The organism is Desulfotignum balticum DSM 7044 (assembly GCF_000421285.1).
In the GTDB taxonomy this organism is placed as follows: Bacteria; Desulfobacterota; Desulfobacteria; order Desulfobacterales; family Desulfobacteraceae; genus Desulfotignum; species Desulfotignum balticum.
Map to the genome: position 1 here is coordinate 2,359,655 of NZ_ATWO01000001.1, position 14,550 is coordinate 2,374,204.

Below are 14,550 nucleotides of genomic sequence, written 5' to 3' on the forward strand. Positions count from 1 at the left end.
AGGGATTGATCTTTTTACCTGAATGGTAGTTGCTAACAAAATTAACCGTTTTTTACAAGAATAAAGTCTGACATCCTATCCTATTATATTATTCTTTCCGGATTCACCTTAAAATACACCGGGCAATACAGTCATGGATCGCCGGCCTGAATTTTTTGATTTTCAGGTTAAAACGGGACGGATGCACCCGGTTGGTCAATAAAACAACAATGGCGCCGGTATCCGGATCGATCCAGAAAGACGTCCCCGTGAACCCCAGATGTCCCACAGTCAATGCAGAAAAATACCGCCCCGTGGATGATCCGGTCTGGGACGGGGTATCAAATCCCGCCACGTGGGTATGACCGGGATATTTTTGGATGAATCGAGCCGCCGTCCCGGGATCCAGGACCTGAGGAGACTGGTATTTGATGGCCTGAAGCATCTCCAGACACAGACGATGCACCCCGTCCGCAGACCCGAACAGGCCGGCATGCCCCTGAATACCCCCGGACACCCAGGCGTTTTCATCGTCCACCTCTCCGGTGAGCACCCGCCCCCGCCAGGGGCAATTCTGGGTGGACACCAGCCGGGCTTGATCCACAGGCATGGAAGGGGCGGCCATATCGATAAAAAACAGATCTTCAATGCCCAGGGGCTGATAGACGTGATTTTGGACAAACCGGTCCAACCGGGTCTGTGTAACGACCCGGATCACTTTGGAAAGCAGCATATAGCCCAGATCGCTGTACACCTGTTTTGCCCCGGGCAATGCCATCAACGGTTCTGTGAGAACCAGATGATCCATCACCGCAAGAGGGTCCGGCTGACCGGTGGCCTGTTCAAAAAAGTTTCTGTGGGCCGGCAGCCCGGAGGTATGTCTCAGCAGCATGTCCAGGGTGATTCCTGCTTTGGGCGTTTGGATCGTGGCCGGCAAAAGGTCTTTCAGGCGGACATCCAGCGTCAGTTGACGGGTTTGCACCAGCACCATCATGGCGACAGCCGTGGCCAGCGGTTTGGTCAGTGAGGCCAGATCAAACACGGCATCTGTTTTCATGGGGTGGTTTGTTTGCAGATCCATCACGCCGAACGCCCGATGATACAGAATTTTATCATATTTTGCACACAACAGCACGGCACCGGGAAACACGTTTTCTCTGATTCCCCGGTCCATCATGTTTGACACAGGATCCGATGTCATGATCCCCACTTTTTCGCCGGCCATGTCAGTGTTTTCGCGTCGGCATCCAGATCCACCCGGCATCCCATGGGCAAAGACAGGTTCACCCTCCCATGCCCTGCGGCAAGTCCCATCAAAACAGGCACCTGGTATTCACCAAAAATATCGGAAAAAATCTCAGGCAGGTATTCCGGATGATCACACCGTTCAAACGTGCCGGTCACCACGGCCCAGACGCAAGAAAACAACCCGGCCATTTTCATCTGGGTCAGCATGCGGTCGATTTTGTAGGCCGGTTCCCCCACATCCTCCAAAAACAACACGGCCCGGGAAAAATCAGGCGCAAACTTTGTTCCCACCAGATGGGTCAATGTGGCCAGATTGCCGCCCATCAGAATTCCCGTGGCCCGGCCGGATGCCACACACAACCCCTGGGGTATCTTCAATGCGGTCCCTTGGCCGGTCACGGTATCCAAAAACGAGGTGCGTGTTTGAAAGTCCGCATCTGCCAGAGACACCAGATTGGGGCCATGGACCACGCCGATGTTTGCCCGCTGCATCACGGCGGTCAGCAGTGCCGTGGCATCTGAAAACCCGATAAACAGCTTGGGTTGGGCTTGAATCAGGGGCCAGTCCACATAAGAGAGCATGCGCATGGCTCCGAAACCGCCCCTGGCACAGATAATCCCCTTGATGTCCGGGTCGGCGGCAAGTGCATTGATCACGGTGGCCCGGCACAAATCATCCCCTGCCAGATACCGTTTTTGTCCAAAAATTTGATCCGGCACCTGCACCTGAAATCCAAACTTTTCCAGGCAGATGATTCCCTGTTGCAGCCGAATTTCATCAAACCAGGCGCTGGGCGCAGCCAAACCCACCAGATCCCCTTTTTCAAGACATGGAAAACAATTGATTTTCATGCCGATATTTTGACAAAATCCAGAAAAATTGCAATACTGTGTGTCTTATTAATTTCAAAAATCAAAGGATCCCATGCGTTCCCATACGCCCGCCATCCTGGCCCCGGCCGGAGACAAGACCACTTTTTTGGCCGCCGTGGCTGCAGGAGCTGATGCCATTTACTGCGGACTCAAGCTGTTTTCCGCCCGGATGGAAGCTGCCAATTTCAGTATTGAAGAACTGTCCCGACTGTCCCGTCTGGCCCGGTCCAGACAGATTGATGTACATATTGCATTCAATACCCTGATCAAGGAATCGGAAACCCCAAAAGCCCTTCGCCTGCTGTCCAAACTGCAGCAGCATGTGATCTTTGATGCATTGATCGTTCAGGATCCGGCCGTCATCTCTTTGGCCAGACAGGCAGGCATCACCCAGGACCTGCATCTTTCCACCCTGGGCAATCTTTCCTCTCCTGCCGGCCTGAAATCGGCCCGCAATGCCGGTTTCTCCCAGGTGGTCCTGCCCAGAGAATTTTCTTTGGACGATATCCGGGCCATGGCGGCCCAAACCCCTGAAGACATGGGTCTGGAAGTGTTTGTTCACGGGGCTTTGTGCTATGGTATCTCCGGGCGGTGTTACTGGAGTTCCTGGTTCGGCGGCAAAAGCGCCCTCAGAGGACGTTGTGTTCAACCCTGCCGGCGTATGTATCAGATGAAATCAGAAAAACACCGGTATTTCTCGTGTATGGATTTTTCTGCGGATGTGCTGGCCAAAGTACTCAAGGAAATTCCCCGGGTTCACACCTGGAAAATTGAAGGCAGAAAAAAAAGCCCGCATTATGTATATTACACAATCAAGGCGTTTCAGCTGCTCAGAGATGATCCGTCCCGGAAAAAAGAAGCCCTGACCTATCTTGACTATGCCTTGGGCCGGCCGTTCACTCATTACAACCTTTTGTCCCATCGGATTCAAAACCCGCTGGATCATCAGGATGTCACCCAGTCCGGCCTGTTTTTAGGCCGGATCAAAAATCCGGCCGCCCCTTTTTTCATCACGAAAGATGCCTTGTTCCCAGAAGACCTGCTGCGCATCGGCAATGAAGAGGATGCCTTTCACACCATCCAGAAAGTGACAAGGAGCGTGCCCCAAAAAGGAAAATTTACTTTGCCCCGGCAGTTGCGGCATAAAGTGAGAAAAGACGCGCCGGTTCATCTCATTGATCGCCGGACCAATGAACTGACCCGGGAAATCAGTGTCCTGGACGCTGAACTGGCGGATATGGAAAAAATTCCCGTACGTCCGGCCCCCCACACAGACGTTTCAGACAAAAATCCTTTAAACACCCGGCGCCGGACCCGTCAACACATCACCGATATCCGGGTCTCCAGAAAATCGCAGGCCCAGGCCCAGAAATCAGGTGCATCCGGCATCTGGATTTCCGGCAGCCGTTACAGCACCCGTTTTGACAAAACCACCTGGCTGTGGCTGGATCCGTCCATTTTTCCGGAAGAAGAGATCTTGTGCCGCCAGTATATCACCACAGCATTAAAAAAAGGGGCCCGCCATTTTGTGCTCAATGCCGTCTGGCAGATCAGTCTGTTTGACAATCCGGCCCCGTTGGATCTGTGGGCCGGCCCTTTCTGCAATATCGCCAACAGCCTGGCCATTCAGGAGTTGAAAACACTCGGATTCAGCGGCGCCATCGTATCTCCGGAACTGGACAAAAATACGTTTTTATCCCTGCCGGAATCATCCGTGCTCCCCTTGGGGGTGGTCATTGAGGGAAACTGGCCTTTGGCCGTTTCCCGGACCCTTTCGCCGGGGTTGTCGCCCGGAGATTTTTTCATGAGCCCCAAAAAAGAAGGGGCCTGGGTCACCCGGTCCAATAATTTAAATTATATATTTCCCAACTGGCCCCTGGATCTGACCGCACACAGAAAAACGCTGGCCCAGGCCGGGTATACCTGTTTTATCACCCTGGAAGAACCCGTGCCCAAAAATGTGTCTCTCAAGAACCGGCCCGGGTTGTGGAACTGGGATCTCACGCTTTTGTAACGGTTTTGATTCCCCGACCGCCCCACCCGGGGTCGGGGAATCAAAATTTTTCAGATTCAGACTGGATTCAGGCTGTCAACAGGATTCAGGGCTTGATCCGGATGGATGGATACAGACCCTCCAGCTCTCCGGTGCGATAGGGCTGGATAATGTTAAAAGAGATATTCTGGTCATCCTGGGCATGGCCCCTTTTCTCACCGTTGTTGTAAAGGGCCCCGTTCAGCAGCAGAATATTTTGCAGCCGGTTTTTAAACGTCTCGATAAAAACCGATCCCTTACCGTTAAATGTCATTTTACCGATGGTCAGACTGTCTCTCACCTCTGCCAGATCATCCAGGGAAATGGCATGGGTTTTTACATCCGCCTGGGTCCGAATCAAACCCCATATCAGATGATCACCGGCAATATGAATGGGTTCTTCCGGATCCATGATGGTGTGGGGCATCACAATACAGCCTTCCCCCAATTGAATGCGGGCCGTTTCCTTGCCATTGAGAAACGCGTTGAATCCCACGAAACACCCCTGCCCCACATCCGCATGAATGATTTTGCCGCCATGGGCCGTGATACACATGCCCGCCAGATGTGAATTGATGATATAGGTATTTTCCTGGGCATTGGACCCTTCCCCCATCTCGGCATTTTCCAGAAACGCCCGCTGGGCCACCAGCACATTTTCGCCGATATGGGTGTCCCCCTGAATAACGGCATACCGGTTCACGGCCGACGTGAACGGCGCTTCGACAGGCTCCAGGTTCATGACTTCAAACAGCCGCTCATAGTCGGCTTCCCTGTTTTTCACAAAGTCATACATGATCCCCCGGGGCTGAAACGCATCATTGACCCCCACAAAATAATCCAATGCGGTTGTGTCATATTTGAATTTGAATTCAAAATGCTGATTACGGATCCAGATGGTTCCGGGTTCAATCTTCCGGTGAAACAGTTCTCCCACCTGGATATAGGAAAAATCTCCTACAATACAGGAATGCAGATTCATCAGATCCACGGTGGCAAACGGTCCTAAAAAACACCCTTCCAGGGTGGAACCGTGAATATTTGCGTAATGGCTTGAAATGGTGTTTCTAATGCCGAATTCTTCCGGACTCTCAGGGTTGTGGGAGTTGCTGTGCACCAGGGTTTTGTACAACAGGCTGTCCCGGATGGTGATCATTTCATCTTCCACTAAAGGAATATCTTTGGTGGATCGGATTTTGTCTCCTTTGCGTTTGAGCTCGTCTCCCCGGATATCACTTTTGTAAATGGCGGAACGGCCTACATAACATTTGCCTAAAAAATAACTGCCCGCGATATTGGAGTTTTTAAAGTGAAAATAGATGGGATGATGGGAGGTAATACCGTAAAACGCATAAAATCTGAGCATTTTTTCATGATCCAGTGCATGGGTCACAAAGGGTTCGGTATCAAACCCAAACTCATCCAGGTTCACGTTCACACGGCTGATGATTCGGTCGGCCAATTGCTGTAACTGATTCATTGTCGTGCCTTTCTTATGGGTTGTCATAAAAAATGCTTTTTACAAAATTCGGTTTTAAAAAAGCATATAAAATTTGATAACCATACCATAAGAAATGATTTCATGACAAGAAATATCGACTGCCTTTCCTTCACTCGCTTTTATACAATGATGTGCAGTATCCTGTGACAAAAATGTCGTGTACCAGGGCAACATCATCGACTATTTAAAAAATCTCAACAAGCCGTGAAGATTGGACAGCGGATGGGGCGGGCACCCGGGAATAAACAGATCCACGGGCAGAATGCTTTCCAGCCCCGGGGCCACTTCCGGGCTGCCGTAAAACGGCCCCCCCATGATAGCGCAGCTGCCCACGGCAATCACCACCCGGGGTTCAGGAACGGCTTCATAGGTCTGAAGCAGTGCGGTTTTCATGTTCCTGGACACCGGGCCGGTGACCACAATGGCATCGGCATGGCGCGGTGAGGCCACAAAATTGATGCCGAACCGGGCCAAATCGAAAAACGGGGTGGCCAGCACGTTCAGATCCGCCTCACACGCATTGCAGCCCCCTGCTGACACCTGGCGCAGCTGCAAAGACCGGCCGAACAGTTTTTTGAAATGCTGTTTGGAATGCCGGGCCAGATCCGGCAGGGTTCCGTCCGTGAGCAGATCGGCCCGGCTGGAAGTGGCAATTTCAAAATCACGGGTAAAGGTGACGAACTTTTTTTCAGACACTCGTTCACACGTGCCGCAGAACACGCACCGTCCCATATCGATCCTTTTTTTGTCAACATCGATGGCATCCTGGGGACAGGCATCGGCACAGGCCTGAATCACGGAAGGATCCGCATCCTTATTGATATCGGGCCGTCCCCGGTACCGGGGAAACACGGCGGGTTTTTCTTTGGGGTAGTTACAGGTGCGATACCCTTGTTCAAACCGGTTTTTCAGTACACTGAGCATGGTGACAAACTTTCTTTATTAGTAAACATCACAGATCAAACCCGCAGTAGGACAGGTTGAAGCTTTTATTGTTCAAGGGAAAATCCGAAATACCGGTGTCCTGCAGCGCCATGGCTAGGCCGTTCCAGTTGTGAAAGGACGGGTCCTTGACCTTGTACCGCAGAATATGGCCGGTGTCATCCGTGAGAAGCGCATGGGACACTTCGCCCCGCCAGGCTTCGTTCAAGGTGACGCTCAGGCTGTCCGGCGGCAGGGCCGGCATCTGACCGGACACCACCCGGGTGGTCACAGGCCGGTCGATCAATGACTGGATCATCTCCAGGGACTGAAGCACCTCGTCTCTGCGCACCAGGGCCCGGGCATACACGTTTCCGGACGGTTTAGGGTTTTCCGGTACCTTCAGATACCCGTACCATTCCGTGGGAAACCAGCGCCGCACATCATAGGAAAGCCCGCTGGCCCGGCCGGCCGGTCCCACCAGCCCTAAGTGTCCGGCATCTTCAGTACTTACCCGCCCGCATCCTTCAAACCGGGCCCGCACCGTGGATGCACTGAAAATCAGTTCCAGCACATGTTCCACCTGGGGTTTGAGTTCCTCAATCCGGTCGTTCAGGGTTTTGCGGACCTCATCGTTCAGGTCGAACCGCACCCCGCCGGGCCGCACCAGGCCCTTGCCGAACCGGTTGCCGCACAAAAGCAGGGACAGGTTCAGAAAATCCCCCCGGATCCGGCCGAAATAATTGGCCGGCGGCAGAAACGCCACATCCATGCACAAGGCGCCCAAATCCCCGATATGGTTGGCCAGACGCTCCAGTTCCAGGGCAATGGTGCGGATGATCTTTGCCCCGTCATCCACATTCACCGATGCCAGGGCTTCCACGGCCTGGGCCATGCACAGTCCATGGCCGATGGTGGTGTCTCCGGCCATGTTTTCCGCCAGAATGGGCAGGCGTTTGGGTGTCACCTGCTGCAACAGGGTTTCCACGCCCCGGTGCTGGTATCCCAGCTGGATCTCCAGATGCAGGACCCGCTCCCCGATGCAGTTGAACCGGAAATGACCGGGCTCGATCACGCCGGCATGCACGGGCCCCACGGCCACTTCATGGATATCGTCTCCGGCCACCTGATAGTAGTCATAGTTGCCCGGAATATCCTGGGTATAATCATTGTTGAACACATCGGGTTTGTTGCGGAAGTTTTTGTGATACCGCACCATCTTGAGCCAGGGATGGCCCTGGGGACGGATGCCATACTGCTCGGCCATCTCCCGTTCAAACAGGTGAAACGGTTCACATTCTGACGTCAAAGACGGATACGTCTCAGGGGCATCACATCCGGCCGCCACCAGTTCATGGGTCCGCAGCACCATGAGAAACTTCAGGGTGCCGCCGTCCTCGTAGGCGAAAAACTGCACCACCTTGCCGCCGTTTTTCACGATATCCAGGGCCTGCGTCCGGAACGTGTCAAAGGGCAGATGAGGAATATCGGCCCGGGAAATGGGCCCGCCGTTGGGAATGGGTATAAACGCTTTCATTGCAGTCCTCCACCAATGGCATGCACGGCATCGACAATGGTCTGATACAGGGCATCCGGAATAAAAAAGCACAGAATCAGGGATGTCAGCAGCAGCACATACTGGGGCCATACCATGCCCGGGGGTTCCTTGAACAAAAAATTTTTGTGATCTGCTGCCGGTTGGGTGCCGGTTTCTGCCGGGGTGTCAAAGCAGATGGCCATGACCTGTCTGGCAAATCCGGCAAAGATCACGCACAGGCTGAAGATAAAGATGCCTGCGGCCAGATAATGGCCCGTTTTAAACGCCGCCATGATGATGAACAGCTCTCCGATGAAAATCCCGAATGGCGGGAACCCGGAGATGCCGGCAAACCCGGCGAAAAACGCCACAAATGTTTTGGGCATCTGTTTTGCCATCTGTCCGGTGTTGGCAATGAGCCGGTCCTTGTATCCCATCAGGATATTGCCGGAGGACAGAAACAGCGAGGATTTGATCAGGCTGTGGTGAATCATGCAGATCACGGCCCCATACACACCCAGTCCCCCGATGCCCGTGCCCAGGGCGATGATGCCCATGTTTTCGATACTGGAATAGGCCAGCATGCGCTTGTATTCGGTCTGTTTGAGAATATAGGTGGCCGCCGCCACAATGGACAGCAGCCCGAACACGATCAGGATGGTGCCGGAAAAATCACTCAACCCGGCAGATACCATGATCTTGTTGGTCTTGAAAATGCCTAAGTAAGCACAGTTCAACAGCACCCCGGACAGCAGGGCCGACGCCGGGCTGGGGGCTTCACTGTGGGCGTCGGGCAGCCAGGTGTGCATGGGGGCCAGCCCCATTTTGGTGCCGTATCCCACCACGATAAAGATAAACCCGGCCTTGAGCCATGCCGGATCCAGCTGTGCGGCCACGGGGGTCAGGGCGGAAAAGGACATGGCCGCGGTCACGCCCCCCAGTTCCATGGAGAATGTGAGAAACAAGGACCCTACCAGGGCCATGGCAATGCCCACCGAACAGATGAGCACATATTTCCAGGTGGCTTCCAGGGAAGCCCCGGACCGGTGGGTATAGATCAGAGGGGCACTGGCCAGGGTGGTGGCTTCAATGGCAATCCACAGCACCATGATGTGATCCGACAGCGTCACCATGGTCATGGTGGACAAAAACAGCAGCATGAACCCGGTAAAGATGTTTTCGGATTTCAGGCCGTGGGCCGCCAGATACCCCGTGGTGTAGATACTGATCAGAAAAAACAGCAGCGAGATCACCAGAAGAGACAGCAGCCCTTCCGGGGTCACGGCAAAATATTCAGCAAACCAGGCCTGGGGGGTGTTTTTCCACAACAGCAAAGACAGTACCAGGTGGACCGCACCCGTCAGCACCAGCAGCTGACGGCTGACGGCTGACGGCAAAACAAAGGCCAGCAGGCCGGTGACAAACGGGGTGATAAAAACCAATTCAACCATAAGGGCCGTTCCTATTCTTTCAGGGTTCTCAGAAGCGAGGTATCCACATCATCAAAGGTCTGCTTGATGTTCTGGAGGATCACGGCCATGATCATGACCCCGGCCAGCACATCCAGCAGGATGCCGAATTCCACGATATGCCGTGCCCGCACCGAAAAGGTGGTGCCCATCAGGTAGATCCCGTTTTCCAGCATGATATACCCGATCACCATGGCAATGGCGTTTCTTCTTGCCATCAGCAGAAACATGCCCGTGACCAGCAAAGAGATGGCAGCCGGAAACAGCAGCCGGGAGTCACTGATGGAGGGGATGTTCAGATACCTGGAAATGACGGCGGCGGCCACGATCAGGCCCAGGCCGAAAAACAACGAAGCATGATACCCCACAATGGGAGCCACATCCCGCTGGATGGCCACTTTCCGGATGGCCAGGTGAATGCTCAACGGAATGAGCACCCCCCGGATCACCAGGGTGGCAATGGTGAAAATAACGGCTCCGGTTGCCATATGCGGGGTGATGAAAAAAGGAATGATGGACACCACGATGCCCTGAAACGCCATCACCTTGATCAGGGCCGGCACCCGGCTGGAACCGAATGCGAACAGCACGGACAACAGCACCAGGGTCAGCAAAGTGTCAACGGTATAAAGGGTCATTGAATCAGCTCCAGGGTAATGATGGTTGCAAAAAACGCCAGGGCAAACGAGGTCAGCACGAACTGGGGCACCTTGTCCATGCGGTACCGGGCAATGGTGGACTCGATAATTCCCACCACCAGATAAACAATGACCAGCCCGGCAATGAAAACCAGGATGCCCGCGCCGGGGATGCCGGTCTCAAAGGGCAGGATCAGCCCGGACAGAATGGCGGCGTAAAAAAACAGTTTGCAGAACGATCCCAGCTCGATAAGGGCAAAATCCGGCCCGCTGTGATCCAGAACCATGACTTCGTGGATCATGGTCAATTCCAGATGCGTGGCCGGATCATCCACAGGCACCCGGGAGGTTTCCGTCACCAGAATGATGAAAAACGCGATCACGATGAACAAAAGCGACGGTCCGGCGATCTGCCACAGACCCAGGGTGCCGGTGCCGGAAAAATAGGCGGCAAACGACAGTTCCCCGGTCAGGCGGTAAAAGAAAATCAGGATCATGAACATGGCCGCTTCACAGATGATGGGAAAAAACGCTTCCCTGGCCGCACCCATGCCCTCAAAGGGCGAGGCCGTGTCCATGGCCGCGGCAATGGTGAAAAACCGGCCCAGTCCCAGAAGGTACAGCACGAAAATTACATCCCCGTTAAAGGAGATCACGGGCATGTGACCGGCCAGGGGCAGAAACAGCAAAGCGGCCAGGGCTGCGGCACAGGAGACCACGGGTCCCATTTTAAACACCGGCGTGGTGCTGACGCTGTAAACCGATCCTTTTTTAAACAGCTTGATCAATGTGTAATAGTTGATCAGCAGCGGCGGCCCTTTTTTTCCGCCGAAAAACGCTTTGACCTTGAGGATCACGGCCGAAAAAAACGGTGCCGTAAAAACAGCAGCCAGCCAGAGCACAATGGATTCAAACATATACACTCCCTGCGTGGTTGATGAAGGTTATATGAAAGTTTTAAGTGTCATTATTTATTGGGGTCTCTGAGGCTAGGGGTGTTATATGAAAAACAGCAGGAGCACAATGGCCAGTAAAATATATCCGATGTACAGGTGGATGTCCCCGTGCTGGATCCATCTGAGCCGGTCAAACAGAAACTGCACCGGCCGGATCACTCCCGGCGCCATGCAGCGTTCCGCAATGTCATGCACCCGGCTTTCATATCGGGTGGATGCCGGAAACCGGCCGGCAACGGGCGGATGTTGTTCTTCAATGGGGGCGGCCGGACGGAAAAACCGCACCATTTCAAAAGCATAGGACGCGCCCGTGTACTGCATTTTAGGAGTGGGCCGGGTAAACCCGCACCCCCAGGTCCCGGACCGGGATATGGGTTTGGCCCGGTAAAACCAGGACCGCAGACCGGCCATTCCCAGCACCAGTAAAACAATGACAAACGCCCCCAAAGTGATGTGACCCGTGATCTGGGCAAACGGTGCGACAGGAATTCTGGCATACCCCAGGTTCAGCGCGGACACGGCAGACAAAGACAGATTGAAAAACCATCCGGGAAACACCCCGATGATGACACAGGCCGTTCCCAGACCCCCCATGGCCCACAGCATGGTGGTGCCGGACTCGGTCCGGTTCCGGGCCGCTTCGGTCCGGGGTTCCCCCTGGAACACGATGCCCAGAACCCGGGTAAAACAGGCCAGGGCCAGTCCCCCGATCACAGCCAGGCCGATGATGGCGGCCACACTCACGGCAAACGGAATCTTATCCAGGGCAATGCCCTGGAACCCGCCCAGATACACCACGAACTCTCCGGCAAACCCGTTGAAAGGCGGCAAACCGCAGATGGCCAGAGACCCGATGATAAAAGCAAACCCGGTGATTTTCATGGACTTGAGCAGTCCGCCCAGGGCATCCATGGACCGGGTGCCGGTCTGATGCACCACCATGCCGGCCCCCATGAACAGCAAAGACTTGAACAGGGCATGGTTGAGCACGTGAAACAAAGCCCCTGAAAATCCCAGCACGGCCATGACGGGATTGCGGGATGCCACCCCGACCATGCCCAGCCCCATGCCGATAAGAATGATCCCGATATTTTCCACACTGCTGTAAGCCAGAAGCCGTTTGATATCCGTCTGGCCCAGGGCATACACCACCCCGAGAATCCCGGACACCACCCCGGCGGTCACCACCAGGTATCCGAACGCCGGTGCCGGCAGTTCCAGCAAAGAATAGATGCGCAGAATCCCGTAGATCCCGGTCTTGATCATCACCCCGGACATGACGGCGGAAATGTGACTGGGTGCGGCCGGATGGGCATGGGGCAGCCACACATGAAAGGGAAACACCCCGGCTTTGGAGCCGAACCCGATGAAAAACAGCACAAATGCCAGTATTTTGGCGCCCTCGGTCAGGGTATGCACATCCGTGAACCCGAAACTGCCCGTGTATTTATAAAAAATCCCGAACCCCGCAAAAATGAACATGGCCCCCACATGGGAAAACACGAAATACAGATATCCGGCGTACCGGTTTTCTTTTTTCCGGTAATCGTGGATCACCAGAAAAAATGAAGACAATGACATGATTTCCCAGGACAGCATGAATGTGATGATGTTGGCCGCCGTCACCACCAGGGCCATAGATACCACCAGAATGGAAAAGAAAAACGCGGTCACGGCTGTTTTCACGGGAGCGGCAGCATCTTGTGTGTAATGAAAACTGTACACCGCCGCCATCAGGCACACCAGAAAAATCACGGCCAGAAAAAAAGCGGACAGGGTATCCATTTCAAATGCCAGAAAAAACAGGTTCAGATACTGAAACGATACCGAATGGGTGACCGATCCCATGAGCGTGGTCACAGCAGCCGCCAGACCCCACACACATCCGGCACTGATGAGCAGGGTGGCCCCGGCTCTTGAAAACAGGTGATGGCGGGCGGATACCAGGGACACAAGCCCTCCGGCCAGGATCAGACTGATGGCTGCAAAAAAATGACTCATCAATTTTCATTCCCTCATTTTTTGAGTATTTTTGAAGTCAGGAGACGATTTTAATCAAGTTCCGGATTTCAATATGGGAAAAATGGGGGATTGTCAAGTCATTGACAAAATTTGTTTCAATTTGAAACAAATCAATGGCGGTACACCACGGGCCGGTCATCTGCGCCGATGTCAATACCCACGGTATCACCGGTCTTGAAACCGAGCCGCTTGAAATCCCTGACCACGGCATCGTGGCGGTCCGCATGCCAGAAGGTGCACCACAACGGATTTCGTACCGTGTCAATGCCATAGGCATCATGACTGCAAAGATTCACCCGGAACTTGTCCCTGGCAATCAGGGTGTCGGCTTCGGCCAGAAAAATATCGATCTTGTACAAGTTGTTGTGCAGTGCCTTGGAAAGGGCTTTCTGCTGGTCCGGAAAATCATCCAGATAATGGTTGGCAATCTGATACAGATCGCCGGAGTCTTGAATGGAAAATCCCAGCACGGCAAACCGCTGGTGTCTGAGGGCAAACGATTCCAGGTCGGCTTCATATTCCGCCACGCGGTCGACAATATTTTTTACCCGGGTTTCAGGGGCTGCTTCAGACTGGACCAGGTCTTCACACAGGCTGATGACATCGATATAAAATGCCTTGTTGTCCATCACATATACGGACCGTTCCCGGTAGTTGCGCTGTTTTCGAATACGCCGGACCCCATCCAGGCGGACGGACCGCTCACTGAGCTTTTCTTCCAGGGTCTCGATGCGAGAAATATCCTTGGCCTGGACCACATGAATGTCCCCTTCCGTGGAAATAATATATTCGATCTCGCATTTGAACCCCAGTCGCTTCTGAATGGCCCGGGAGAGTTGATACAGGCTCCGGTCATGGGGCACCCGGGTGATATGGGGTTCGGTCTGCACTTTCTGATTTCTGTTTCTGCAATACCCGAATTCCCAGTGGTTGTGAATCATTTTGGCCATAACGGATGACCCGTTGACAAACGGCATCACAATCACGCCCATTTCCTGGAGATCGATGGGCGGGGCATTGTTGAAAATCTGCTGTCGTCTGATGGACAGGTGCTTGGCCGTCTCTGCCAGATTGATGATCCGGTTGCGGGCATAGATGATTCCCCCGATATCCGCATAGGTTTCCAGCGAATCGAATGTGCCGCCCTTATACTCGGACTCCTGGGGATGCGCGCTTCTGGCGATCACCTTAAAGCTTTCCCGGTGAACATCCAGAAACGCTTCCAGGGCCTTGAAATCCTTGGTTTCAAATTTTTTGGCCGATACATACACAAACTCAGGCACATTAAACCCATTGGCTTTGAGTTTTTCCAGCAGCTTTGCCTTTTCCGGCACCTTGTTTTCCATGTTTCGCCTTGACTTTTGGACCTAAGTT

Annotated in this window: 11 protein-coding genes; 1 reads left to right on the top strand and 10 read right to left on the bottom strand. The window is 53.7% G+C overall.

Annotated features, from left to right (window positions below; genetic code table 11):
• Positions 1–103 precede the first annotated feature (103 nt).
• Together K365_RS0111835 and K365_RS0111840 are read right to left on the bottom strand one after the other, a co-directional pair.
• Complete coding sequence (locus K365_RS0111835; protein WP_006965046.1) at positions 104–1,204, bottom strand: serine hydrolase domain-containing protein; 1,101 nt, start codon at positions 1,202–1,204, stop codon at positions 104–106.
• Positions 1,177–2,037, bottom strand: coding sequence for a S66 peptidase family protein (locus K365_RS0111840; RefSeq protein WP_245569275.1), 861 nt, complete (start codon positions 2,035–2,037; stop codon positions 1,177–1,179). The genes K365_RS0111835 and K365_RS0111840 overlap by 28 nt, the downstream gene beginning before the upstream one ends.
• A 115-nt stretch (positions 2,038–2,152) precedes the next feature.
• On the opposite strand from K365_RS0111840, the gene K365_RS0111845 reads away from it, so the two are divergent.
• Positions 2,153–4,114, top strand: coding sequence for a peptidase U32 family protein (locus K365_RS0111845; RefSeq protein WP_024334723.1), 1,962 nt, complete (start codon positions 2,153–2,155; stop codon positions 4,112–4,114).
• 85 nt (positions 4,115–4,199) lie between these two features.
• On the opposite strand, the gene K365_RS0111850 is transcribed toward K365_RS0111845, so the two are convergent.
• The 8 genes from K365_RS0111850 to K365_RS0111885 form a co-directional block, all read right to left on the bottom strand.
• Complete coding sequence (locus tag K365_RS0111850) at positions 4,200–5,612, bottom strand: transferase (protein WP_024334724.1); 1,413 nt, start codon at positions 5,610–5,612, stop codon at positions 4,200–4,202.
• Positions 5,613–5,813: 201 nt separating this feature from the next.
• On the bottom strand, positions 5,814–6,557 hold the full coding sequence (nuoB, locus tag K365_RS0111855) for an NADH-quinone oxidoreductase subunit NuoB (RefSeq protein WP_024334725.1): 744 nt from the start codon (positions 6,555–6,557) through the stop codon (positions 5,814–5,816).
• A gap of 28 nt (positions 6,558–6,585) precedes the next feature.
• Entirely contained in the window at positions 6,586–8,091 is a 1,506-nt protein-coding gene (locus K365_RS0111860; RefSeq protein WP_024334726.1) for a hydrogenase large subunit, read from the bottom strand.
• Positions 8,088–9,542, bottom strand: a complete 1,455-nt coding sequence (locus K365_RS0111865) for a proton-conducting transporter transmembrane domain-containing protein (RefSeq protein WP_024334727.1) — start codon at positions 9,540–9,542, stop codon at positions 8,088–8,090. The genes K365_RS0111860 and K365_RS0111865 overlap by 4 nt, the downstream gene beginning before the upstream one ends.
• Before the next feature lie 11 nt (positions 9,543–9,553).
• Positions 9,554–10,198, bottom strand: coding sequence for a hypothetical protein (locus K365_RS0111870; RefSeq protein ID WP_006965032.1), 645 nt, complete (start codon positions 10,196–10,198; stop codon positions 9,554–9,556).
• Positions 10,195–11,115, bottom strand: a complete 921-nt coding sequence (locus tag K365_RS0111875; RefSeq protein ID WP_024334728.1) for a respiratory chain complex I subunit 1 family protein — start codon at positions 11,113–11,115, stop codon at positions 10,195–10,197. Before K365_RS0111875 ends, K365_RS0111870 begins: the two co-directional genes overlap by 4 nt.
• An 81-nt stretch (positions 11,116–11,196) precedes the next feature.
• Positions 11,197–13,155: a proton-conducting transporter transmembrane domain-containing protein gene (locus K365_RS0111880; RefSeq protein ID WP_024334729.1), complete on the bottom strand. Its 1,959-nt coding sequence runs from the start codon at positions 13,153–13,155 to the stop codon at positions 11,197–11,199.
• Positions 13,156–13,286: 131 nt separating this feature from the next.
• Positions 13,287–14,522 (bottom strand): hypothetical protein, encoded by a 1,236-nt coding sequence (locus K365_RS0111885; RefSeq protein WP_024334730.1) that lies wholly within the window; start codon positions 14,520–14,522, stop codon positions 13,287–13,289.
• Positions 14,523–14,550: the final 28 nt, after the last annotated feature.